Raw genomic sequence first — 24,374 nt, forward strand, 5'->3', positions numbered from 1 at the left:
TTACTGTTGAGACTAGCTTTCGCCGGCAAGGTTTAAAGTCAATTCGTCGCCTGCTTGTAAGAAGCGGCGCAGAGCGGCACTCTCTGGCAAAGCATTCGTTTCTGCGCTGTCCCCGATTACCGCTGGAGAACTGCTGATGACCGATATTGATGCACGCTTGCGCGAAGATGTTCACCTGCTCGGAGAACTGTTGGGCGACACCATTCGAGACCAGTACGGCGAGGCGTTCCTCGACAAGATCGAGCAGATTCGCAAAGGCGCCAAAGCCGACCGGCGCGGCTCGATGGACGCTGAACTGAGCGCCAGCCTCAATCAATTGAGCGAAGACGAATTGCTCCCGGTCGCGCGGGCGTTCAATCAGTTTCTCAACCTGGCCAACATTGCCGAGCAGTATCAGCTGATCCATCGCCGCGAGGAGTCGCAACCGGCGCCGTTCGAGTCGCGGGTGTTGCCGGAACTGCTCGCGCGCCTGCGCAGCGAAGGGCACAGCGCCGAATCTCTGGCCCGGCAACTGGCGCGGCTGGAAATCGAACTGGTGCTGACCGCGCACCCGACCGAAGTGGCGCGACGCACGTTGATCCAGAAGTACGACGCGATCGCCGCGCAACTGGCCGCGCAGGACCATCGCGACCTGACCAGCGCCGAGCGCGAGCAGATCCAGAGCAAACTGCAGCGGCTGATCGCCGAAGCCTGGCACACCGAAGAAATCCGCCGCACCCGCCCGACGCCGGTCGATGAAGCCAAATGGGGCTTTGCGGTGATCGAGCATTCGTTGTGGCAGGCGATCCCCAACCATATGCGCAAGGCGGATCAGGCGCTGTTCGCCGCCACGGGCCTGCGCTTGCCGCTGGAAGCCGCGCCGATCCGCTTCGCCTCATGGATGGGCGGCGACCGTGACGGCAATCCCAATGTCACCGCCGCCGTCACTCGTGAAGTCTTGCTGCTGGCGCGCTGGATGGCCGCTGACTTGTACCTGCGCGACGTCGATCATCTGGCTGCCGAACTGTCGATGCAGCAGGCCAGCAATGCGCTGAAGGCCAAGGCCGGCGACAGCGCCGAACCTTATCGCGCAGTGCTCAAACAATTGCGCGAACGCCTGCGCGCCACACGCAACTGGGCGCACGCTGCATTGACCGCGCCGACCCCGGCAACCGCCGATGTGCTGCACGACAATCGCGACCTGCTCGAGCCTTTGCAGTTGTGTTTCAACTCGCTGCACGAGTGCGGCATGGGCGTCATCGCCGACGGGCCGTTGCTCGACTGCCTGCGTCGGGCGGTGACGTTCGGCCTGTTCCTGGTGCGCCTCGATGTGCGTCAGGATTCGACGCGGCACAGCTCGGCAATGACCGAAATCACCGATTACCTCGGCCTCGGCCGCTACGAAGATTGGGATGAAGAACAGCGCATCAACTTCCTCACCGAGGAGCTGAGCAACCGTCGACCGTTGCTGCCCGCGAATTTCAAACCATCGGCGGATACCGCCGAAGTGCTCAACACCTGCAAGGAAATCGCCGCCGCGCCCGCTGCGTCGCTGGGCTCCTACGTGATCTCCATGGCCGGCGCCGCTTCCGACGTGCTCGCGGTGCAACTGCTGCTCAAGGAATCCGGCGTTCTGCGGCCCATGCGCGTGGTGCCGCTGTTCGAAACCCTCGCCGACCTCGACAACGCCGGGCCGGTGATGGAGCGTCTGCTGCTGTTGCCGGGCTATCGCGCGCGTTTGCATGGCCCGCAGGAAGTGATGATCGGCTATTCCGACTCGGCCAAGGACGCCGGCACCACCGCTGCGGCGTGGGCGCAATATCGCGCGCAGGAACGACTGGTGGAAATCTGCCGTGAGCAGCAAGTCGAACTGCTGCTGTTCCACGGTCGCGGCGGCACCGTTGGCCGTGGCGGCGGTCCGGCGCACGCGGCGATTCTGTCGCAACCACCGGGTTCGGTGGCCGGGCGTTTCCGTACGACCGAACAGGGCGAAATGATTCGTTTCAAATTCGGCCTGCCGGACATCGCCGAGCAAAACCTCAATCTGTATCTAGCCGCCGTGCTCGAAGCGACCTTGCTGCCACCGCCGCCGCCGACGCCTGAATGGCGCCATCTGATGGACGAATTGGCGGCGGACGGTGTCAGCGCTTACCGCCAGGTGGTGCGGGAAAATCCGCAATTCGTTGAGTACTTCCGTCAGTCGACCCCGGAGCAGGAACTCGGACGTTTGCCGCTCGGCAGTCGCCCGGCCAAACGCCGTGCGGGCGGTATCGAAAGCCTGCGGGCGATCCCGTGGATTTTCGGCTGGACCCAAACCCGATTGATGCTGCCGGCCTGGCTGGGCTGGGAGACGGCGCTGAGCAAGGCGCTGGAGCGCGGCGAGGGCGAGTTGCTCGGGCAGATGCGCGAACAGTGGCCGTTCTTCCGCACTCGTATTGACATGCTGGAAATGGTCTTGGCCAAGGCCGACGCGGATATCGCGCAGTCCTATGACGAACGTTTGGTCGAAGCCGATCTGCTGCCGTTGGGCGCGCAGTTACGCGACCTATTGTCGCAGGCATGCACCGTCGTGCTCGGTCTGACCGGGCAGTCCCAACTGCTGGCGCACAGCCCGGACACCCTTGAATTCATCCGCTTGCGCAACACCTACCTCGACCCGCTGCATCTATTGCAGGCCGAGCTGTTGGCGCGTTCGCGGCAGCAGGATGTCGAGCAGGGCAGCCCGGTGGAACAGGCGCTGCTGGTGTCTGTAGCGGGGATTGCCGCCGGATTGCGCAATACCGGCTAAGGTTGCTGATCACCTCAGGCGGCATTCGCGACAAGGGTCGGATGCCGCTTCTCCTGGCGTAGGAAAGTGCCGCGAAGCGACAGTTATTGATGGGGTTGCGACTTGGGTTACCGCGTCGCGAGGTCACGGCGGGCGTCGGTTTCTCCGACTTTTGGCGTCTTGTGTGGGCGCAGCCTGCTGTGTATCTTGATCAGCCTTTGGCCGTTTGTGCGGCCACGACCCGTATTTTCAGGATCCGCCGGTTACGAGCGAATCCTTTGTTTTGTAAAGCTTTTATATAAAAAATTGAGGAGCACATCGATGCGCGTCATTCTGCTGGGAGCTCCCGGGGCCGGTAAAGGTACTCAGGCAAAGTTCATCACCGAGAAATTCGGCATTCCGCAAATCTCCACCGGCGACATGCTGCGTGCTGCGGTCAAGGCTGGCACTCCACTGGGCGTGCAAGCCAAGAGCATCATGGATGCCGGCGGCCTGGTGTCGGATGACCTGATCATCGCGCTGGTCAAGGACCGCATCGCTCAACCTGATTGCGCGAACGGTTTCCTGTTCGACGGCTTCCCGCGCACCATTCCGCAGGCTGAAGCGCTGGTCACTGCCGGCGTCGAGCTGGATGCCGTGGTCGAGATCGCTGTAGAAGACGAAGAAATCGTCCAGCGCATCGCCGGTCGCCGTGTTCACGAAGCCAGCGGCCGCGTTTACCACATCGTCTACAACCCGCCGAAACTGGCTGGCAAGGACGACATCACCGGCGAAGAGCTGGTGCAGCGCAAGGACGACACTGAAGAAACCGTGCGTCATCGCCTGTCGGTCTACCATTCGCAGACCAAACCGCTGGTGGATTTCTATAAGAACCTTTCCGCCAACAACGGCGGCAAGCCAAAGTACAGCCACATCGAAGGCGTGGGTTCGGTCGATGCAATCACCGCCAAGGTGTTGGCCGCGCTGAGCTGAAAAGTCTGATCGGCTGCATCATCCACGGCCCGCTTGCGGGCCGTAGTTGTTTATACTGACGCACTTTTTTCCCCACCCCTGTTTTGGAAACATCGATGAGCACCTTGCTGGCCCTGGACACCGCGACTGAAGCTTGCTCCGTTGCCTTGCTGCATGACGGCAAGGTCACGAGCCATTACGAGGTGATCCCGCGCCTGCACGCGCAGAAGCTGCTGCCGATGATCCAGCAATTGCTTGCCGATGCGGGCACCACGTTGCAAGCGGTCGACGCGATTGCCTTCGGCCGTGGCCCGGGCGCGTTCACGGGTGTGCGCATTGCCATCGGTGTGGTGCAGGGTTTGGCCTTTGCTCTGGATCGTCCGGTATTGCCGGTATCCAACCTTGCCGTGCTCGCCCAGCGTGCCTTTCGTGAACATGGCGTAAGCCAAGTGGCAGCCGCCATCGATGCGCGGATGGATGAGGTGTATTGGGGCTGCTACCGCGAGACGGCGGGGGAGATGCGTCTGGTTGGTGCCGAAGCCGTTCTACCACCGGAAGTCGCCGCGCTGCCGGCTGACGCCAATGGCGATTGGTTCGGTGCCGGTACCGGTTGGAGTTATGGTGAGCGCATCGCGGTCAATCTGAGCGGCTCTGACGCCGGCATGCTCCCCCACGCCGAAGACCTGTTGACCTTGGCGCGTTTCGCCTGGGAGCGCGGTGAAGCGATCCCGGCAGATGACGCCCAGCCGGTCTACCTGCGCGATAAAGTTGCCACCCCGAAAGCCCGCTGATTCGACACTTTCTCCTGTGGGAGCGAGCCTGCTCGCGAAGGCTTCTGGTCAGTCAATGCATGTGTTGAATGTGCTGGACCCTTCGCGAGCAGGCGCGCTCCCACAGGTTCGCTGGTCACATACAAATGTCGCCAATCGTCAGTTTCTGCCCCCTCGCTTAAAACCTTTTGCGCTTTATGTGTTCTAGTTATCACTCGGCGGTTTGCTAAGTCGGTCAAGTGCCGCTAAATTGCCATCATTGATACCGAGCATGACATTATGCGTATAGACGGCGTTTCCACTCAGTCCTACCCCATCAAGCGCAAGCCGCGTAAAGGCAATGCGGCGCTGGATGAATCCGTCGACATCATCGACGGCGAGCTGGAATTCCCGAGCGAAGAGCAGATGGCCGCTCGTGCCGCTCAAGCCACCGCGCAACGCCTCAGCAACCTGCCTGCCCGTCAACAGGACATGATTTACCACCGCGCGATGAAGAAAAGCGTTGCCATGGCTCTGGCCAGCTACCTGAGCACCGCCGGTTTTGTCGATTGGGACGCAGACGTGCTGGGCCTCGATCTGTATATCTGATGGATCTGCCTTACTACCTCGGTTGCCCGTCCTGGAGCGAAAATGCCTGGCGCGAGTATCTGTATCCGGTAGACGCAAAAACCTCCGACTTTCTCGCTCTCTACTGCCAGGTGTTCAACGCCGTCGAAGGCAACACCACCTTCTACGCCAGTCCATCGCCGGCTACCGTCCAGCGCTGGGCCGAGATCATGCCGGCACACTTTCGCTTCACTGCCAAATTCCCCGGCGACATCAGCCACAGCGGCGACTTGCGTGAGCAACTGACCGCTGCCGAAACCTTCCTGCAATTACTCAAGCCGTTAGGCGAACGTGTTTCGCCGCTGTGGCTGCAACTGTCGAAAAGCTTCACGCCGCAGCGTCTGCCGGAGCTCGCGGCGTTTATCGATGCGCTGGATTGCCCGCTCGCGGTCGAGGTGCGCAATGAACAGTTCTTCGCCAAGGGCGAGAGCGAACGTCTGCTCAATCGTCTGTTGCTGGATCGCGGTGTCGAGCGCATCTGTCTCGACCCGCGCGCGCTGTTCAGTTGCTTGTCGACCGAGTCCTCGGTGATCCACGCGCAGTCGAAAAAGCCGCGTGTACCGACCCGTCCGGCGGCGTTCACGCAGTTTCCGCAGGTGCGCTTCATCGGCCATCCCGAGCTTGAGGCCAACGATGCGTTTCTTGTGCCGTGGTTGGCGAAAGTCGCTGAATGGATCGAAGAGGGCCGCACGCCCTACGTCTTTCTGCATACCGCCGATAACCTATTGGCAGCGAAACTGGCGCAACGTTTTCACGCACAACTGATGCAACGTTTGCCTGGCTTGCCCGCGCTGCCTGAGCTATACAGAGAACCCGCCGCCGAGCAGCTTGGCTTGCTCTGAGGCGGGTTTTTCTGCCCGGGAGCCCGTCGATGAACGTCCAAGTCAGTCAACAGCAACTCCTCAAAGCCCAAGCCTTCAAGGCCCTGCATGATCGCCAGGGGATCTTCGTCATCCCCAATCCGTGGGATGCCGGCTCGGCGAAGATGCTCGCCAGTCTCGGCTATCAGGCCTTGGCCACTACCAGCGCCGGTTACGCGTTTTCCCAAGGCAAGGTTGATGGCGCGTTGAGTCTCGACGAGACCCTGGCCAATGTCCGCGCGATTGTCGCGGCGACGGATCTGCCGGTGGCGGTGGACCTGGAAAACGGCTTTGCCGATGATCCGCTGGAGTCTGCGCAGAGCCTTCTGCGTGCCGCCGAGGCGGGCGCGGTGGGCGGGTCGATCGAGGACGCTACGGGCCGTCCGGACGCGCCGATCTATTGCTTCGAACACGCCGTGGCGCGGATTGAAGCCGCCGTCGCGGCGGTGCGCACCCTGCCGTTTCCCTTCATTCTCACGGCTCGCGCGGAAAATTACCTGCACGGTAATCCCGATCTCGACGACACCATTCGCCGTTTGCAGGCATTTGCCGCGGCGGGTGCCAACGTGCTCTATGCGCCGGGTTTGCGCAGCGCCGAAGAAGTGCTGGCAGTGGTGCGAGCCGTGGCGCCGAAGCCGATCAACGTTTTGATGTCTGGCGGTTTGAAACTGACCGTGCAACAGCTCGAGGAACTGGGCGTACGCCGCATCAGCACCGGCTCGGCACTGGCGCTGGCGGCGTTCGGCGAGCTCTTCCGCGCTGCTGAAGAAATCCAGCAATCCGGCACCTTTGGTTTCACGTCACAGTCGATGCCGTACGCCAAGGCCAATCAATTCTTCAAGGACTGAGCATGGGACGTTGGCTGTTCTGGGGGGTGTTGCTCGCGATGGGTGGCGCAGCGGTGAGTGTCTGGCGCGGCTGGCTGGAGGTGCCGCCGCAGTGGAACCCGTGGGCGCCATTGGACATAAAAGCCGCGCCCAACTGGCTGACCGGTTACAAACTCATGCGCCTGCGCAGTGATCCCGAGCTTTGCGCACAGGCGCTGAGCAGCTCGGATCTGCGCGTCAGCCCCCAGGCCGACAGCCCGGGCGCCAAGTGTCCGCTGATCGCTGCTCTGCGGGTGCAGGGCGGTGAAGTGGCGCTGAGCAGCAGTTTCATCGCCAGTTGCCCGCTGGCGGTGGCCTACGCAATGTTTGAACACCACACCCTGCAACCGGCGGCGCAATCGCTTTATGGACAGAAAGTGGCGCGGGTCGATCACCTCGGCAGCTTCGCCTGTCGCAATGTCTACAACCGTGAGAGCGGCGCTCTCAGCCGACATGCGAGTGCCGACGCGCTGGACATCGCTGGTTTCCGCCTGGCTGACGGACGCACGATCAGCGTGCTCAAGGATTGGCCCAAGCAGAATCAGGATGCAGAGTTTCTGCGCCAGCTGCGTGACGGCGCCTGCGAGTCATTCAGTGTGGTGTTGAGCCCGGATTACAACGCCGCTCATCGCAATCACTTTCATGTCGATGTCGGGCGCTGGAGCGTGTGTCGCTGAGGATCAGGCGGCGAGGCGCAGGTTCTGCAGAACGATCGGGCGCGCCCAGCCATTATCGAAGTCCAGGGCTTTCTGTTGCTCGACGATTTCTTCCGGCGGGAACGGCGGGTAAGGCTTCTGCAGCAAGTCCAGGTCGAACTCGGCGATCGGCAGGTACAACGGACGTTTCTGCGGAGCAGGGCCTGGCTCCGGCACTGGCTGGCCATTGTTGATCACAATCGGGCGTACCCAGCTGCTGTCGAAATCCTGTTGCTCTTGCTGGGCTTTGAGTTCTTCTGGCAGGAACGGTGGGAACGGCTTGTCCAGCAGCTCCATTTCGAACTCGGCGATCGGCAGGAACAGTGGCTCTGGCGGGCGAACCTGGGTTTCGACCACATCGCACTCACGCTGGCTGACGATGTGCGCGTGCAGCTCGCTGCCAACGGTTGGTTCTTCCGGGCTGTTCAGGTCAACCGGTGGAAACGTGCCACAGGCAGGCACCACTTCACTCGTCTGTTCGGCCAGGGCCTGGGCAAAGAAATCCTGCCACAGGTGACTGACGCCGCTCAGTGCTTGAGTGTTATGACGGCTGAAGTCGCCATGGGGCGAAACGTAGCCAATCGATGTGGGAAGAATGCCTGACATTTTTTTCGGTTGACGCTCAGCTCTGGCAAAATGCGCGTTGAATGGTTTATCGGCGGTTTTTGTCGATCCTTAACTTTTTTGAGCGTTTTTTCATGATCGAGTCACCCGCGGCCTGCCGCATCCTTGTCCAGGCCCTCGCCCCAGCGTTTCAAACGCAAGCCGCACACTGGGCCGAACGTCTCGGCCTGCCGCTCGGCGAGGCCGACGGTGAGTTCGCCTTGCAGGTCGGCGAGCAGGGTTTGCAGTTGCAGCAGCTTGGCCCGGACGCCCCGGGGCCGGTGCGGGTCGACTTTGTCGAGGGCGGTGCGGCTCATCGTCGTTTGTATGGCGGCGGCAGCGGGCAGATGATCGCTAAAGCGGTCGGCATCGCCCAAGGCGTGCGCCCGCGCGTCCTCGATGCCACGGCGGGGCTGGGCAAGGACGCGTTTGTGTTGGCCAGTCTCGGTTGTGAAATGAGCCTGATCGAGCGCCAGCCGCTGATCGGCGCACTGCTTGAGGATGGCTTGGCCCGAGCGGCAGAAGATTTCGATGTAGCGCCGATCGTGGCGCGGATGAAATTGCTAAAGGGCAACTCCATCGAAGTGATGCGCAGTTGGGAAGGGGAGGCGCCGCAGGTGATTTATCTCGACCCGATGTTCCCGCATCGCGAGAAAACCGCGCTGGTGAAAAAAGAGATGCGCCTGTTCCGCCCGCTGGTCGGTGATGATCCGGATGCCCCGGCCCTGCTTGAAGCCGCACTGGCACTGGCCACGCACCGGGTGGTGGTGAAGCGCCCGCGCAAGGCACCGTGCATCGAAGGGCCGAAACCGAGCCATGCGCTGGATGGCAAATCGAGCCGGTATGACATTTATCCGAAGAAAGCACTGAAGCCTTAGAAGCAGCTGCAAGCTGCAAGCCAGAGCCAAGTCACTGCTTTTGCTTTTTCTTGCAGCTTGTAGCTAGAAGCTCGCAGCTGCTCCTCCCCCATAGGCCCTCATAAACAACCCCACCACCTCCCGCACATGCCGTTCCGCTGCCTCTCCGGTCAGCGGCTCGCCGCAGCCGTACAACAAACGGAAATTTCCCGCGCCTTTGATCAGGCAGAAGAAGTGCTCGGCGGCGTTGCGTGGCTGGTCGATGCTCAGCGCGCCGGTTGCATGGATTTTCGCCAGCAGACCTTCCATGCCGTTGACCACGCGCTCTGGGCCGGCCTCGAAGAAGATCAGCGACAGCTTCGGATCCTGACTGCCCAGCGCCATGATCAGACGGTGCAGGTTCACCGATTCATCGCTGTTGATCAGGTGGTGGAAGCCTCGGGCAATGTTCAGCAATACATTTTCCACCGCGATGCCGTCCGGCAATTCGAAGAACAGCGGTGGCAATTGTTCCTCGCATTTGGCGACGACGGCGGCGGAAAACAGCGTCTCCTTGTCGTTGAAATGGCTGTAGACCGTCAGCTTCGACACGCCGGCCTCGCTAGCCACCGCGTCCATGCTGGTGTTGGCGTAGCCATGGCAGAGAAACAGGGTTTTCGCCGCATCCAGGATCGCCTGGCGTTTGGCCAGATCCTTGGGGCGGCCCGGGCCGTTTGGAGCTGAAAGATTGTTCGACATTCTTCGCTTTTAATACTGGACTGGTGAGTTTGCTATTAATACCATACCCGCCAGTATAAATATTCCAAGCCTCATTCGCGAAAGGTCCGTCACCATGTTCCGCCATGCGTTGTCCTTTGCCGTGCCAGTCAGTCTGGCGTTCCTGTTATCGGCGTGCGGTCAGGAAGAGGTGACCAAAGTCACCGTACGCCCGGCCATGGTGGTACAGCCCGAGCCTTCGGCGCAGGCGATGGAGAGTTATCCGGGCGAGGTGCGTGCCCGTTATGAGCCTGATCTGGCATTCCGCATCGGCGGCAAAGTCAGCCGACGACTGGTCGACGAAGGCCAGCGCGTCAAAGCCGATCAGCCCTTGGCCGAACTCGATCCGCAGGATGTGCGCCTGCAACTGGAAGCCACCCGCGCGCAGGTCGCCGCCGCCGAGGCCAATCTGAACCTGGTCCGCGCCGAGCGCGATCGCTATAAAACCCTGATGGATCGGCAAATGGTCAGCCGCTCGGCCTACGACAACGCGGAAAATCTATATCGCTCCGGCGAAGCCCGCCTTAAACAAATCAAAGCCGAATTCAACGTTTCGACCAACCAGGCCAGTTACGCGGTGCTGCGGGCGCCACAGGACGGTGTGGTGGCCAAGCGTTCGGTGGAAGTCGGTCAGGTGGTCGCTGCCGGGCAAACCGTGTTCACCCTCGCCACCGATGGTGAGCGCGAAGTGTTGATCAGCCTGCCGGAGCAAAGCTTCGGCCGCTTCAAGGTCGGTCAGCCGGTTACCGTGGAATTGTGGGCACAGCAGAATCAACGCTTCGCCGGGCAGATCCGCGAGTTGTCGCCGTCCGCCGATCCGCGTTCGCGCACTTTTGCTGCGCGTATCTCGTTCACCAGCGGCAAAGTCCCGGCTCAACTGGGGCAGAGCGCACGGGTGTTTGTGCAAGCGGCCGACAGTGTCTCGTTGTCGATACCGCTTTCCGCGCTGACCGCTGAAAACGGCGCGACCTACGTCTGGGTGGTCAACGGCAACAACACGTTGAAGAAAACTCCGGTACGGGTCGGTCCGTTCGGCGAGAAGAGCGTAGCGGTGCTCGAAGGCTTGAATGCCAGCGATTGGGTGGTGGCTGCCGGCGTTCACGTATTGCTCGACGGCCAGCAGGTGCGACCAGTGGATCGCTCCAATCGTGTGGTCAATCTGGCGAACAAGGAGTAAGCCCCGATGCGCTTCAACCTCTCCGAATGGGCGTTGCGTAATCGCCAGATCGTACTGTTCCTGATGCTTTTGCTCGCCGTTGTCGGCGCGTTGTCCTACACCAAACTCGGCCAGAGTGAAGACCCGCCGTTCACTTTCAAGGCGATGGTCATTCAGACCCGCTGGCCCGGTGCGACCGCGCAGGAGGTCTCGCGCCAAGTCACTGAACGTATCGAAAAGAAGCTGATGGAAACCGGCGAGTACGAACGCATCATGTCGTTCTCACGCCCCGGTGAATCCCAGGTCACTTTCATTGCTCGCGATTCGATGCACTCCAAGGACATTCCCGACCTCTGGTACCAATTGCGCAAGAAGGTCGGCGATATCCGCCAGACTTTGCCGCCGGGAATTCAGGGGCCGTTCTTCAACGATGAGTTCGGCACTACCTTCGGCAATATCTATGCGTTGACCGGCGACGGTTTTGACTACGCCGTGCTCAAGGATTACGCCGACCGCATCCAGATTCAGCTGCAGCGGGTCAAGGACGTCGGCAAGGTCGAACTGCTCGGCCTGCAGGACGAGAAAATCTGGGTCGAGCTGTCCAACGTCAAGCTCGCCACCCTCGGCTTGCCGCTGGCGGCGGTGCAGCAGGCGCTGGAGGAACAGAACGCGGTATCCACGGCGGGGTTCTTCGAAACCGGCAGCGAGCGCTTGCAGCTACGCGTCTCGGGGAATTTTCAGACAGTCGATGAGATAAAGAACTTTCCGATCCGCGTCGCCGATCGTACGTTCCGCATCTCCGATATCGCCGATGTGCGTCGCGGTTTCAGCGACCCACCGGCGCCGCGCATGCGTTTCATGGGCGACGACGCGATCGGTCTGGCCGTGGCGATGAAGGACGGCGGCGACATTCTCGTCCTGGGCAAGGCGCTGGAGGGCGAGTTCTCGCGGATCCAGAAAAACCTCCCGGCCGGCATGCAGCTTCGCAAGGTGTCCGATCAGCCGGCAGCGGTAAAAACCGGCGTCGGCGAGTTCGTTCAGGTACTGGTCGAGGCACTGGCGATCGTCTTGCTGGTGAGCTTCTTTTCCCTCGGTGTGCGCACCGGCATGGTCGTCGCGCTGACCATTCCGCTGGTGCTGGCGATGACCTTCGCCTGCATGTATTACCTCGGCATCGGTCTGCACAAGATTTCCCTCGGTGCGCTGGTGCTGGCGCTGGGCTTGTTGGTGGATGACGCGATCATTGCTGTGGAAATGATGGCGATCAAAATGGAACAGGGCTTCGACCGGATTCGCGCGGCGAGTTATGCCTGGACCAGCACCGCATTCCCGATGCTCACCGGCACGCTGATCACCGCCGCCGGCTTCCTGCCGATTGCCACTGCCCAGTCCGGCACCGGCGAATACACCCGTTCGATTTTCCAGGTAGTGACCATTGCCTTGCTCGCCTCATGGGTCGCGGCGGTGATGTTCGTGCCGTATCTGGGGGAAAAACTCCTGCCGGATCTGGCGAAAATTCACGCGGCAAAACACGGCACTGGCGATGGTCAACCGGATCCGTATGCGACGCCGTTCTATCAGCGCGTCCGGCGTCTGGTGGAGTGGTGCGTGGCCCATCGCAAGACGGTGATCGTGCTCACCGTGGGCCTGTTTATCGCCTCGGTGATGCTGTTCCGTTTCGTCCCGCAGCAGTTCTTCCCGGCTTCGAACCGGCTGGAGTTGATGGTCGATCTGAAACTGGCCGAAGGTGTTTCGCTGGCCAATACCACCAGTGAAGTCAAACGCCTCGAAGCGCTGCTCAAGGAGCACGCCGGCATCGACAATTATGTGGCCTATGTCGGCACCGGTTCGCCACGCTTTTATCTGCCGCTGGATCAGCAACTGCCGGCGGCGAGTTTTGCCCAGTTCGTGGTGTTGGCAAAAACCATCGAAGAGCGTGAAGCGCTGCGCAGCTGGTTGATCGAAACCCTCAACGAACAGTTCCCGGCCCTGCGTTCGCGGGTCACCCGTTTGGAAAACGGCCCGCCGGTTGGCTATCCGGTGCAGTTCCGCGTCACTGGCGAGCACATCGAAGAAGTCCGTGCGTTGGCGCGCAAGGTGGCAGCAAAGGTTCGCGAGAATCCGCATGTGGTCAACGTGCATTTGGACTGGGAGGAGCCGAGCAAAGTTGTTTATCTGAACATTGATCAGGATCGCGCCCGCGCCCTCGGTGTGAGCACCGCCAATCTGGCGAAATTCCTGCAGAGTTCGCTGGTCGGCTCGACGGTCAGCCAGTACCGCGAAGACAACGAATTGATCGAGATTCTGCTGCGCGGCACCGTGCACGAGCGCACTGAATTGTCGTTGTTGCCGAGCCTCGCGGTGCCGACGGATAACGGGCGCAGTGTGGCGTTGTCGCAGATTGCCACGCTGGAATACGGCTTCGAGGAAGGCATCATCTGGCACCGCAACCGCCTGCCAAACGTGACCGTACGCGCTGACATTTATGGCAAGGAGCAACCGGCAACGCTGGTCAAACAGATCATGCCGACGCTGGACCCGATTCGCGCTGAGTTGCCCGATGGTTATCTGCTGGATGTCGGCGGCACGGTGGAGGATTCCGAGCGCGGGCAGAAGTCGGTGAATGCCGGGGTGCCGATGTTCATTGTCGTGGTGCTGACCTTGCTGATGGTGCAGTTGCGCAGTTTCTCGCGCACGGCGATGGTGTTTCTCACCGCGCCGTTGGGCTTGATCGGGGTGACGTTGTTTCTGATGGTGTTCCGCCAGCCGTTCGGGTTTGTGGCGATGCTCGGGACGATCGCGTTGTCCGGGATGATCATGCGCAATTCGGTGATTCTGGTCGATCAGATCGAGCAGGATATCGCATCGGGGCTTAAGCCTTGGCAGGCGATTATCGAGGCTACGGTTCGGCGCTTCAGGCCGATTGTATTGACGGCGCTGGCGGCTGTGCTGGCGATGATTCCGCTGTCGCGCAGTGTGTTTTTCGGGCCGATGGCGGTGGCGATCATGGGCGGGTTGATTGTTGCGACTGCGCTGACGCTGTTGTTTTTGCCGGCGTTGTATGCGGCCTGGTTCAGGGTTCGTCGGGAGGGTTGAGTTTCTTTGTCGTGGCGGCCTTCGGGCCGACCATGACTTGGGGTTTTGGGTGAATATCCGTTGCTGTGGGTGTTGCTGATTACGGTTCCGCCCTTACGGCGGGTCACCTTTTTCAAACGCCGGAGTGCCGGCTCAGCAAAAAGGTAACCCAAAACGCTTGCTCCTACGTTCGGCCCTCGCAGGCTCGGGTTCCTTCGCTGCGGGATCGATCCGGGCGCAGCGGCTACGGTTTGCTTCGCTGCACCTCCTTCCGCTGTGTCTGGCTGCGCCAGACGGTCGCTGCGCTCCCACGCCCGGATCAATCCCTCCACTCAGCCTTCCGACGTCGCCGGTGGATCAAGATCAAGAGCAGGCGAGCTGACACTCGGCCATTGAGTGGTGAAAAGCGTGGGTGTTCGGCTTTTGATTTGTGTTGTTGCTGCCCCTCACCCCAGCCCACTCCCGAGGGAGAGGGAGCCGATTTTGGGCGTTCCAAAATCTGCATTCGACTCGGTATCGCAAGTCGGCGTATTTCGCCTGAACACCTCGGTCAGTCCCCTCTCCCTCCGGGAGAGGGCTAGGGTGAGGGGCTTTTGATCTGTTTCTTTTGCGGATACTGACTCGGTATCTCAAGCCGACGTTGCTCTGGTAATCAGCCCGACTTCCCGCTATGACTGCGCATCGGCAGAGGATTTCCCTTGCTGAACTGCGGTGAATCGTGTCCTCGGTCCGGTCGATCCACAAAGCGGATGCGCAAAAAAACCCGCTGAACCGAGGAAGTTGAGCGGGCTTTTTTTGTGGTTCGGAAATTACAACGTACCAAACACCTTCTTCGCCAGACTCGTCGCCGCAGCGGCCGGGTTCTGACGAATTGTTTCTTCCTGCTTGCCGATCATCTCGAACAAACCATTGAGTGCCTGTTCGGTGACGTAGCTTTCAACGTTGGCGCTCTTGGCGTCGACGACACCGAAAGCCGCAGCTTGACCTGCAAAGGTGTTGTACTTCTGCGCGACGCCGACCTTGTCGGTGGCTTGCTTGACGATGGGCAGGAATTTCGCGCGGATCTGTTCGCGGCTGGATTTGTTCAGGTATTGGGTCGCCGAATCGTTGCCGCCGCTGAGGATGCCTTTGGCGTCGGCCACGCTCATTTTCTTCACTGCATCGACGAGGATTGGCTGGGCCTGGGTCACGGCGGATTCGGCGGCTTTGTTCATCGCGGTTTCCAGTTCTTCGACCTGGGCGCCCATGCCGAAGGCTTTCATCTTGCTCGCGGCTTTGCCGAGTTTGCCTGGCAGTTCGATTTTCACTTCGGGGTTATTGCTGAAGCCACCCGGGGTGCCGAGTTGTTTCACGGCGATCTGTGCGCCTTGGGTCAGGGCGTCCTTGAGGCCGCCGGTGGCGTCTTGTTGCGACAGGTCGTTGAGCGACAAGGCCAAGGCGTTGGCGGAGATCAGCAGACCGGCGCAGGCGGCGGCGAAGCGAAGGGTAGGGCGGCGCATGGCGGCTTCCTTGTGGCGAAAAATGGATTAACGAACGGCGTCGACGCGGATTTTCAGCGGCTGCGGGTCGTTGCCGTCGAGTTGCACGGCGTGGTTTTCGGTGGTGATGAACATCAGCTCGCCGTTGACTTCAATGCGCGCGCTGACCGAGTAACGGTGGCCGGATTTGACCTGCGCCGGATCGTAGCTCAAATGGAATGGCAGCGGCACCTGGCCTTTGATCGGGCCTTTCTGTTCGGCGAGGACGATGGCCGTTGCATCGGCCAGCGACACATCTTGCAGGCTCACGCTCAGGGTCGCGCTCGGGGGCAGGGCGATGCGTTGCAGGTAGAAGACTTCGCCGTCGAGGCTGGCCTTGCCGGCGGGTGTGGTTGATTGGCAGGCGCTGAGCAGGGTGGCGGAGGCGAGGGTCAGCAATTTTTTCATGGGAGAATCTCCTTTCAATGTGGGAGCGAGCCTGCTCGCGAAAGCGCTGGGTCAGTCAAACTAAATGTCGACTGACATTCCGTCTTCGCGAGCAGGCTCGCTCCCACAGGTCTAAGGCTTCAAGCCTCAGGCTGTGGCGTGATCTGATCCGCCGCATCTTCACTGCGGTGCAGCGCGACCTGGCGGATAGACAGGCGAATCTCCGCTGGCAGCACGCGCTTGGCCGCGCCTTCGGCCAGCTCGCCGAGCAGTTCGTGGTAGCTGAGCTTGCCGGCTTCGTCGCGGCGCAGGACGTCGAGGTCGAGCAGGGTCTGGATGAAGTGGCGGAACAGACTCTTGTCGAAGAATTCCGGCGCATTGAGACCATGGAGGATCGACAGGCGCTGGGCCATCACTGTGCACAGATCTTCCAGCTCTTCGGCGCTGATGCTGTTCTGGCCGCTGTTGAGCAGCAAAGATACGGTCATGTAGAAGCGCTGCAGGGTCTGCGCGATGCTTTTAGACAGCAGCGTCAGCAGCACGAAATGCCGCGAACTCGGCGCCGGGCGCATGTAAACGTCCTTCTCGAAACGCAGCAGGCCCTGCTCGACGAACGCTTCCAGCCACTGATCGATCACCGCGTCGAGTTCGTCCAGGCTCCAGCGGATGAACAGCTCCGATTGCAGGTACGGATACAGCGCGCGGGTGTAGCGCAGGATCTGCTCGCGGCTCATGCGCGAGGTGCTCTGGAAGAAACTCGCCAGCAACGACGGCAGAGCGAAAATGTGGAGGACGTTGTTGCGGTAGTAAGTCATCAGGACCGCGTTCTGCTCGTCCAGATACAGAATCTTGCCCAGCGCATCGTTCTGCTCGGCGAGCAGATCCATGTCTTTCACATGCTCGATCAGCGCCCGGCCATCGCCTTCCGGCAAGGTGGTGTGCGGCGAATACGGGACTTTGCGCAGCAGCGCCAGATACAGGTCCAGCACCCGCGCCATGGCGCGATCATCCAGGGCCAGACGCGTGGTCGACAGCAGAGCCAACGCCACCAGATTCACCGGATTGATCGCCGCCGCTTCGTTCAGATGCCGGGCGACTTTCTCGCCGAGGCGGTTGGTGGTTTCGTTGAGCCACGCCGGTTTGAACTGCGGGCCGAGCTCCTGCCGGCGCCAGTCCGGTTGCTCGGCGTCGAGGAATTCCGCCAGTTTGATCGGCTCGCCGAAGTTCACCGCGACCTGGCCAAAGCGCTGCTTGAGCGCGCCGATCACTTTGAAAATGTCGAAGATCGATTCTTTTTTCTTGCTCGCCCCGCGCAGTTCGCCGAGGTAGGTGCGACCTTCGAGCACGCGCTCGTAACCGATGTACACCGGCACGAAAACGATCGGCATCCGCGACGAACGCAGGAAGCTGCGCAGGGTGATTGCGAGCATGCCGGTTTTCGGTTGCAGCATGCGCCCGGTGCGCGAGCGCCCGCCCTCGACGAAATACTCGACCGGGAAACCTTTGGTGAACAGCGTGTGCAGATATTCGTTGAACACCGAGGTATACAGCGGATTGCCCTTGAAGGTGCGGCGCATGAAGAACGCACCGCCGCGACGCAGCAGGCTGCCGATCACCGGCATGTTCAGGTTGATCCCGGCGGCAATGTGCGGCGGGGTCAGGCCGTTGCGGAACAGCAGATACGAGAGCAGCAAGTAATCGATGTGGCTGCGGTGGCACGGCACGTAGATCACTTCGTGACCTTGCGCGACGTTCTGCACGCCCTCGATGTGGTTGACCTTGATGCCGTCGTAGATCTTGTTCCAGAACCAGCTCAGCACCACTTCGAGAAAGCGGATCGCGGTGTAGGTGTAGTCCGAGGCGATTTCGTTGCCATAGCGCAGGGCCTGGGCCTTGGCTTTCTCCGGGGAGATTTTCTCGCGCTCGGCTTCGTCGAGGATCGCCTGTTTGACCAGCGGCTGGTTGAGCAGGCCTTTGACCAGATTGCGCCGGTGGGAAATGTCCGGGCCGATCACCGCAGCTTTGAGATTGCGGAAGTGCACGCGCAGGATGCGCTGGGCCATGCGCACGGTGCGCTCGTGGCCCTTATTGTGATCGATCAGTTCGCGCAGGTGGATCGGCGCGGAAAACTGCACGCGGGTTTTACGCCCGAGGACGATGATGCTCAGCAGCCGGCGCAGGCGTCCGGTGACTGCCCAGCTGTCGGCGAACAACAGTTTCCACGGACTGTTTTCGCTGTCCGGGGACTGGCCCCAGAACACGCTGACCGGAATGATCTGCGCGTCTTCGGCAGCATTCTGAGTCAGCGCGCTGACCAGACGGGTGAGAGTCGGCGGCGCGCCGCGTTTGTCCTGGCGACCGAGCCAGTCCGGGTCCGGCGTCAAATAGAAAAACGCCGCTGGTTCGATGAGTGAACCCACCGACACCGCCAGCACCGGGCGTGGCAAACCGGCCTTGGTGCACTCTGTGTCAACCACCGCCAGATCGGTCAGCGAAGGGTTTTGCAGGACGTAGAACACCGGACGACTGCGGTCGAGGTTAAGAGTGAACGACGACTGATTGATGGTCTCGGAGCGAACCCAGAGATACAACAGGCGGCGCAGGGTGCCAAACACAAGACGGCGGAACGGGGAACGGGTCATACGGCTTCTGCGTGAGTGAATAAAACCGAGCAGGCGCTCGGGGCGGACAGTTTGCCGTATTAGGCGAAAATCGGCAAAAAAGCACCGAAGTAATCTCCTGTTGAGAGTTTTCGCACCTGTCATATACTCGGCGCTCTGTTGCCGGTGCCCTGTCATGGACGTCGGACGCAGGCTGACGTTCCTCGAAGGCTTTCCTGCGAAAAGCCCGTTCAATAATAAAAAAGGAGTATGAACAGATGGCAACACGCGAAACCGGCAACGTGAAGTGGTTCAACGACGCCAAAGGCTATGGCTTTATCCAGCGCGACGACGGCGTGGACGTGTTCGTGCACTACCGCGCGATTCGCGGTGAAGGGCACCGCTCGCTGACCGAAGGTCAACAGGTTGAGTACGCGGTGATCACCGGCGAGAAGGGATTGCAGGCTGAGGATGTTGTAGGTCTGTAACACAAACCTCCAGAACGCCAAAAACCACTGTGGGAGCGAGCCTGCTCGCGAATGCGGTGTATCAGTCACCATTCATATCGACTGACACTGCGCATTCGCGAGCAGGCTCGCTCCCACGTGGGCTCTACGTTGCCCTGGTTACGCGGTCTTCCAGGTGATTTCTTCTTCCCCGTCTTCGCTGATGCGAATCCAGCGATCAGCGGTTTCTTCACCTTCTTCTTCGACCCACGTTCCCGGTGCGCAGCGCACCTCGACGTTCAGTGCCGCGAAGGCTGCGCGGGCGCAGGCGATGTCGTCGTCCCATGGGGTCTGGTCGCTTTCCAGGAACAGGCTATTCCACTTGCCCACGGCTTTCGGCAGCCAGGTCACCGGCACGTTGCCGGCCTTGCACTTGTACGTCTGGCCCTTCTGTACCCAGTCGCTGCACGGGCCCAGCGCGGCGCCGAGCCAGGCGGCGATGGCCTTGTGGTCGACGTCGGCGTCTTTCAGGTAAATCTCGATGTCCGGTTGGCGCATGGATGTCCTCACTGCGGGTCTGAAAAATCCATTCGCGGATTTAGCCGGCCCCGGGCCTGTGCCCGAGACCAAAAGTTATTGAAGAACGAAATAATCGTAGCGCATCGACACGGTGGTCTCGAACGGCTCGGCCTGCTCGATCACCGCCGCGCGACGCTCGGCACTGGCGCGCCAGCCGTGGGGCGTCATTGCCAACAGGTTGGCGCGATCCTCGGGCTTGTCCAGCGTCAGCTTGAATTCCAGGGTTTCACTGTGCGCCAAGGCCATGCCTGCCGGCACCAGGGCCAGGTGCTTGTCGTCGGTGTACTCGCGCACTTCGTCGTACAGGCGTTCGCGCAATTCCATCAGATGGCCACGGGTCGGGCCGACTTTCATCAGCCCGCCGCCGGCGCTGAGCAGACGCTTGGCTTCCTCCCAATCCAACGGACTGAAGACGCTGGCGAGAAACTGGCAACTGCCTGAAGCCAATGGCACGCGGGCCATGCTGGCAATCAACCAGGTAATCGCCGGATTGCGCTTGCAGGCGCGTTTGACGGCTTCGCGGGAAATGTCCAGCGCGTAGCCGTCAGCATTGGGCAAAGCCTCGGCGATTTGCGCGGTGTAGTAACCCTCGCCACAACCGATGTCGACCCAGCGCTCCGGCGCATAACTCGCCGCCAATTCAGCCAGACGCCTGGCGACTGGCGCGTAGTGCCCGGCGTTGAGGAAATCACGCCGCGCCTCGACCATCGCTTGATTGTCGCCCGGGTCGCGGCTGTTCTTGTGCTGCACCGGCAACAGGTTCAGATAACCCTGACGCGCACGGTCAAACCGATGCCCGGCGGGGCAGACCACGCCGTTGTCGACCGCGTTGAGCGGCTCACTGCAGATCGGGCACGCGAGCATCAGGCGAGCAACTTGATCAGGGTCTGGTAATAGATTTCGGTCAGCACGTCGAGATCGGCTGCCAGCACGCGCTCGTTGACCTGGTGGATGGTCGCGTTGACCGGGCCCAGTTCAACCACTTGCGTGCCCATAGTCGCGATGAAACGGCCATCGGAGGTGCCGCCGCTGGTCGACGCCTTGGTCTCGCGACCGGTGATGTCCTTGATGCTCGACGACACCGCATCGAGCAGCGCCCCCGGTTCGGTGAGGAATGGCAGGCCGGACAGCGCCCAGTCGATGTGCCAGTCCAGACCATGCTTGTCGAGGATGTCGGCAACGCGTTTCTGCAGGCCTTCGACGGTCGATTCGGTGGAGAAACGGAAGTTGAACACCGCCACCAGATCACCGGGAATCACGTTGGTCGCGCCGGTGCCGGAATTGAGGTTGGAAATCTGGAAACTGGTTGGCGGGAAGAAGTCGTTACCGTGGTCCCAGTGCTCGGCGGCCAGCTCTGCCAGCGCCGGAGCGGCGAGGTGGATCGGGTTCTTCGCCAGATGCGGGTAGGCCACGTGACCCTGCACGCCTTTGACCGTGAGCTTGGCGCCGAGGGAGCCGCGACGGCCGTTTTTCACCACATCGCCGACCAGCGTGGTGCTCGACGGTTCGCCAACGATGCACCAGTCCAGGCGCTCGTTGCGCGCGACCAGACGTTCGACCACGGCCTTGGTGCCGTGATGCGCCGGGCCTTCTTCGTCGCTGGTGATCAGGAAAGCGACCTTGCCTTTGTGATTCGGATAGTCGGCGACGAAGCGTTCAGCGGCGACGGTCATCGATGCCAGGCTGCCTTTCATGTCTGCCGCGCCACGGCCGCAGAGCATGCCGTGTTCGTCGATCACGGCATTGAACGGATCGATCTGCCATGCGGTAACCGGACCGGTCGGCACCACGTCGGTGTGACCGGCGAAGCACAGCACCGGGCCGTCGTTGTTGCCGTGAGTGGCCCAGAAGTTATCCACATCTTCGATGCGCATCGGCTCCAGGGTGAAACCGGCATCGCCCAGGCGCTGCATCATCTGCTTCTGGCAGTCGGCATCGATCGGGGTCACGGAAGGACGGCGGATCAGGTCGATGGCCAGTTGAAGGGTCGGCGATAGGTCGGCGTGGGCCGTCATGGAAAACTCCGGGATCATGGGGTGTGAGCTTGGGCTTCTAATGTGGGAGCGAGCCTGCTCGCGAAAGCGGTCTACCAGGCACCTTAAAGGTTGAATGTTACAACGCCTTCGCGAGCAGGCTCGCTCCCACAAGGGATAGGGGTGGTCAGTCAGACCGGTTATCACGCCAAGCCCCGCAAAATGGCGGTTATCTTAAAGCAAAACGGCGACCATTGGCCGCCGTTTAGTGCTGCGTTGCGGATTTAGACGACCGGTGCCGGCTCAGCCTTGGCCACAGGTTTGGGCAGCGACGACAGGAACGCCATGATCAGCGCAGCCAGATACGGCAGCGACTGCACCAGCAGCATGGTCACCCAGAAGCGCATGTCATTGCTCGGAATGCCCTGCACGAGGAAGATCCCCAGCGCCGCGCCCCACAGCAACAGCATGATGAACAACTCTTCGCGAGCCTCGCTGATCGCCACCCAGAAGCCGTGGTTGTCAGCGTTTTTTGGCGTGCGGAAAAACGGAATGCTGCTGGTGAAGAAACCGTACAGCACCGCTTTGGCGATGGTGTGCGACAACGCCAGCCCGGCCAGTGCCGCGCAGAACGCATCCTTCAGATTCACACCGACGGCGCGGCGGTAGAGGAAGATGATCTTGCCGACCTTGAACACGAACAGCGCCAGTGGCGGGATCGCGAAAATCAGCAACGGCGGATCGACCCGTTGCGGCACGATGATCATCGCCGCCGACCACAGCAACGCGCCGACGGTGAAGAAGATGTTCATGCCATCGGCGACCCACGGCAGCCAGCCAGCGAGGAAGTGATAACGCTGACCGCGAGTCAGTTCGGTGTCCTTGCCGCGCAGCAGGCTGCGGGTGTGGCGCTTGATGATCTGGATCGCGCCATAGGCCCAGCGGAAACGCTGTTTCTTGAAGTCGATAAACGTATCCGGCATCAGACCCTTGCCATAGCTGTCGTGGTAATACGCCGCCGACAGGCCTTTTTCGAACACGCGCAGGCCGAGTTCGGCGTCTTCACAGATGCACCAGTCAGCCCAGCCCAATTCCTCCAGCACGGAACGGCGGGTCATGGTCATGGTGCCGTGCTGAATGATCGCGTCACGGTCGTTGCGGGTGACCATGCCGATATGGAAGAAGCCCTTGTATTCGGCGTAGCAGAGCTTCTTGAAGGTGCTTTCGTTCTGGTCGCGATAATCCTGCGGCGACTGCACCACGGCGATTTTCGGGTCGGCGAAGTGCGGCACCATGTGCTTGAGCCAGTTTGGGTGTACGCAGTAATCGGAGTCGATCACGGCAATGACTTCGGCGTCCTTGGCGGTATGCGGAATCAGGTAATTCAGCGCGCCGCCCTTGAAACCGGCCAGCGGCGAAACGTGGAAGAACTTGAAGCGCGGGCCGAGGGTTGCGCAGTAATCGCGCACCGGTTCCCACACCGCCGGATCCTTGGTGTTGTTGTCGATGATCAGGACTTCGAAGTCTGGATAATCGAGCGCGGCCAGTGCGTCGAGGGTCTGTTTGACCATCTCTGGCGGCTCGTTGTAGCACGGCACATGGATCGACACTTTCGGCCGGTAATCAGAATCGCCCAGCACCGGCAGGAATTCCCGCCGGCGCTTGTGAATCCACACCGCTTCGGCCAGTTCATGGGCCTCGGTGAGCAGGACGATGAATACCCCGAGCGCACCGAGCGCCAGGAGAAATCCGACCGTGAGGCTGAACCACGTGCTGTATTGCTGGCTGTAGTCGTAACCGATGTACACCAGCACCGAACCGCAGAGGAACGCGATAAACGTCAGGAACGTCCGACCGCGCTGGCGCAGCGCCGAGCCGTCGATCATCAGCAGGGTCAGCGACAGCAGCGCCAGCACCACCGAGCCGATGGCCAGCACGCGCCATTGCGGAATCGCCACCACCGGGCCTTCAAAATTGAATTTCTGCTGGCGCGCGGCGTTGAACACGCCCCAGTAGGCGCCGACCGAACCTTCATCGCTGGCCTTCCACGGCTGGTCGAACGCTTCGATCACGAAGTAGTTGAAGCCTTGGCGATTGAGCTTGTTGACCAGTGTGCGCAGGTAAATCGCCTGATCTGCCGGCGAGGCATCGGCGCCACCGCGCATGCGACCATTGCTCGGCCAGCCGACCTCGGAGAGCAGCAGCGGTTTTTTCGGAAAGAGTTTTCTCAGATCGCGGGCACGGTCGAAGACGAACTGGCCGGCCTTGTCCACCGGAATGAATTCCCAATAGGGCAGGACGTGGGCGGCGATCAGGTCAACGTGTTTGGCCAGTTGCGGGTATTTCTCCCAGATGTGCCATTGCTCGGAGGTGGTCACCGGTACTTTGACCGCAGCGCGCACCCGATCCAGCAGAACGATCAGGGCTTCCGGGGTGATCTCTTCGCGAAACAGCGCCTCGTTGCCGACCACCACGCGCACGACGCTTCTGGAGGTGTTGGCCAGTTCGATGGCTTTGGTGATTTCCCGTTCGTTGCGTTCCTGGTCCGGGCTGATCCAGATGCCGAGGGTGACACGCAGGCCGAATTCCTCCGCCAGTTTCGGGATGTCTCCCAGCGAACCGTCCACCGAATAGATACGAATGTTGTCGGTCAGCTTGCTCATGATTTCCAGGTCACGGCGCATTTCGTCGTCAGACGGATACTGATCCTTCTGTGGGAATTGCCCCTGCTGGAATGGCGAATACGAGAAGCCGGAGATTTGCTGCGGCCAGTTCGGCGCCGTGACCGGGCGATTGACCAGCGCCCAGAAACCGGTGAACAAGGCAGCGATGGCCAGCACCACCACCAGGTTGAGTCCAAATTTACGCGATGACATAGCTGTTTCGGGTTCCAAAGGCTGTGGAACGAAGGATCGGTCGGATAGACGCCCG

The 24,374-nt window shown here is 61.0% G+C and carries 20 protein-coding genes; 11 read left to right on the forward strand and 9 right to left on the reverse strand.

Annotated features, from left to right (window positions below; genetic code table 11):
* Positions 1 to 136 precede the first annotated feature (136 nt).
* The 7 genes from ppc to D8U71_RS11230 all read left to right on the forward strand — a co-directional run bounded on the left by ppc (position 137) and on the right by D8U71_RS11230 (position 7,476).
* Positions 137 to 2,767 (forward strand): phosphoenolpyruvate carboxylase, encoded by a 2,631-nt coding sequence (gene ppc / locus D8U71_RS11195; protein ID WP_130887767.1) that lies wholly within the window; start codon positions 137 to 139, stop codon positions 2,765 to 2,767.
* A 300-nt stretch (positions 2,768 to 3,067) separates the two neighbouring features.
* The gene (adk, locus tag D8U71_RS11200; RefSeq protein ID WP_024011750.1) at positions 3,068 to 3,718 is read left to right on the forward strand and encodes an adenylate kinase; all 651 of its coding nucleotides are present in this window, start codon (positions 3,068 to 3,070) and stop codon (positions 3,716 to 3,718) included.
* A 95-nt stretch (positions 3,719 to 3,813) separates the two neighbouring features.
* The gene (gene tsaB, locus D8U71_RS11205; RefSeq protein WP_125918686.1) at positions 3,814 to 4,488 is read left to right on the forward strand and encodes a tRNA (adenosine(37)-N6)-threonylcarbamoyltransferase complex dimerization subunit type 1 TsaB; all 675 of its coding nucleotides are present in this window, start codon (positions 3,814 to 3,816) and stop codon (positions 4,486 to 4,488) included.
* A gap of 258 nt (positions 4,489 to 4,746) precedes the next feature.
* Positions 4,747 to 5,055 (forward strand): hypothetical protein, encoded by a 309-nt coding sequence (locus D8U71_RS11215; protein ID WP_042606956.1) that lies wholly within the window; start codon positions 4,747 to 4,749, stop codon positions 5,053 to 5,055.
* Positions 5,055 to 5,915, forward strand: coding sequence for a DUF72 domain-containing protein (locus D8U71_RS11220; protein WP_039762423.1), 861 nt, complete (start codon positions 5,055 to 5,057; stop codon positions 5,913 to 5,915). Before D8U71_RS11215 ends, D8U71_RS11220 begins: the two co-directional genes overlap by 1 nt.
* A gap of 29 nt (positions 5,916 to 5,944) precedes the next feature.
* Positions 5,945 to 6,781 (forward strand): isocitrate lyase/phosphoenolpyruvate mutase family protein, encoded by an 837-nt coding sequence (locus tag D8U71_RS11225; protein ID WP_130887769.1) that lies wholly within the window; start codon positions 5,945 to 5,947, stop codon positions 6,779 to 6,781.
* A 2-nt stretch (positions 6,782 to 6,783) separates the two neighbouring features.
* Positions 6,784 to 7,476: an extensin family protein gene (locus tag D8U71_RS11230; RefSeq protein WP_123443063.1), complete on the forward strand. Its 693-nt coding sequence runs from the start codon at positions 6,784 to 6,786 to the stop codon at positions 7,474 to 7,476.
* Between the two features lie 3 nt (positions 7,477 to 7,479).
* On the opposite strand, the gene D8U71_RS11235 is transcribed toward D8U71_RS11230, so the two are convergent.
* On the reverse strand, positions 7,480 to 8,100 hold the full coding sequence (locus D8U71_RS11235) for an energy transducer TonB (protein ID WP_130887770.1): 621 nt from the start codon (positions 8,098 to 8,100) through the stop codon (positions 7,480 to 7,482).
* A gap of 95 nt (positions 8,101 to 8,195) precedes the next feature.
* Between D8U71_RS11235 and D8U71_RS11240 the strand changes: the two genes are divergently transcribed.
* Positions 8,196 to 8,975 (forward strand): class I SAM-dependent methyltransferase, encoded by a 780-nt coding sequence (locus D8U71_RS11240; RefSeq protein WP_177434110.1) that lies wholly within the window; start codon positions 8,196 to 8,198, stop codon positions 8,973 to 8,975.
* A 63-nt stretch (positions 8,976 to 9,038) separates the two neighbouring features.
* Here the strand turns inward: D8U71_RS11240 and D8U71_RS11245 are convergent, their stop codons facing one another.
* Entirely contained in the window at positions 9,039 to 9,692 is a 654-nt protein-coding gene (locus D8U71_RS11245) for a TetR/AcrR family transcriptional regulator (protein ID WP_130887771.1), read from the reverse strand.
* 94 nt (positions 9,693 to 9,786) lie between these two features.
* Between D8U71_RS11245 and D8U71_RS11250 the strand changes: the two genes are divergently transcribed.
* On the forward strand, positions 9,787 to 10,887 hold the full coding sequence (locus D8U71_RS11250) for an efflux RND transporter periplasmic adaptor subunit (RefSeq protein WP_130887772.1): 1,101 nt from the start codon (positions 9,787 to 9,789) through the stop codon (positions 10,885 to 10,887).
* Between the two features lie 6 nt (positions 10,888 to 10,893).
* Positions 10,894 to 13,962, forward strand: a complete 3,069-nt coding sequence (locus D8U71_RS11255) for an efflux RND transporter permease subunit (protein WP_125927827.1) — start codon at positions 10,894 to 10,896, stop codon at positions 13,960 to 13,962.
* Positions 13,963 to 14,750: 788 nt separating this feature from the next.
* Here D8U71_RS11255 and D8U71_RS11260 read toward each other — a convergent pair.
* The 3 genes from D8U71_RS11260 to plsB all read right to left on the reverse strand — a co-directional run bounded on the left by D8U71_RS11260 (position 14,751) and on the right by plsB (position 18,487).
* On the reverse strand, positions 14,751 to 15,440 hold the full coding sequence (locus tag D8U71_RS11260; RefSeq protein WP_130887773.1) for a DUF4197 domain-containing protein: 690 nt from the start codon (positions 15,438 to 15,440) through the stop codon (positions 14,751 to 14,753).
* Positions 15,441 to 15,467: 27 nt separating this feature from the next.
* Entirely contained in the window at positions 15,468 to 15,866 is a 399-nt protein-coding gene (locus tag D8U71_RS11265) for a YbaY family lipoprotein (RefSeq protein ID WP_125925184.1), read from the reverse strand.
* A gap of 119 nt (positions 15,867 to 15,985) precedes the next feature.
* Positions 15,986 to 18,487 (reverse strand): glycerol-3-phosphate 1-O-acyltransferase PlsB, encoded by a 2,502-nt coding sequence (gene plsB, locus D8U71_RS11270; protein WP_130887774.1) that lies wholly within the window; start codon positions 18,485 to 18,487, stop codon positions 15,986 to 15,988.
* Positions 18,488 to 18,723: 236 nt separating this feature from the next.
* On the opposite strand from plsB, the gene D8U71_RS11275 reads away from it, so the two are divergent.
* Positions 18,724 to 18,933 carry a cold-shock protein gene (locus D8U71_RS11275; RefSeq protein ID WP_016771489.1) on the forward strand — a complete coding sequence of 70 codons (210 nt, stop codon included), beginning with the start codon at positions 18,724 to 18,726 and terminating at the stop codon, positions 18,931 to 18,933.
* 138 nt (positions 18,934 to 19,071) lie between these two features.
* Here the strand turns inward: D8U71_RS11275 and D8U71_RS11280 are convergent, their stop codons facing one another.
* The 4 genes from D8U71_RS11280 to D8U71_RS11295 all read right to left on the reverse strand — a co-directional run bounded on the left by D8U71_RS11280 (position 19,072) and on the right by D8U71_RS11295 (position 24,319).
* The gene (locus D8U71_RS11280; protein WP_122610710.1) at positions 19,072 to 19,449 is read right to left on the reverse strand and encodes a hypothetical protein; all 378 of its coding nucleotides are present in this window, start codon (positions 19,447 to 19,449) and stop codon (positions 19,072 to 19,074) included.
* A gap of 75 nt (positions 19,450 to 19,524) precedes the next feature.
* Positions 19,525 to 20,334, reverse strand: a complete 810-nt coding sequence (locus D8U71_RS11285) for a putative RNA methyltransferase (RefSeq protein ID WP_130887775.1) — start codon at positions 20,332 to 20,334, stop codon at positions 19,525 to 19,527.
* Positions 20,334 to 21,485 (reverse strand): succinyl-diaminopimelate desuccinylase, encoded by a 1,152-nt coding sequence (gene dapE, locus D8U71_RS11290; protein WP_024011765.1) that lies wholly within the window; start codon positions 21,483 to 21,485, stop codon positions 20,334 to 20,336. The genes D8U71_RS11285 and dapE overlap by 1 nt, the downstream gene beginning before the upstream one ends.
* Before the next feature lie 242 nt (positions 21,486 to 21,727).
* Positions 21,728 to 24,319, reverse strand: coding sequence for a glycosyltransferase (locus D8U71_RS11295; RefSeq protein WP_130887776.1), 2,592 nt, complete (start codon positions 24,317 to 24,319; stop codon positions 21,728 to 21,730).
* Positions 24,320 to 24,374 lie beyond the last annotated feature (55 nt).

Source organism: Pseudomonas sp. Sample_21 (assembly GCF_004307525.1).
GTDB lineage: Bacteria > Pseudomonadota > Gammaproteobacteria > Pseudomonadales > Pseudomonadaceae > Aquipseudomonas > Aquipseudomonas atacamensis.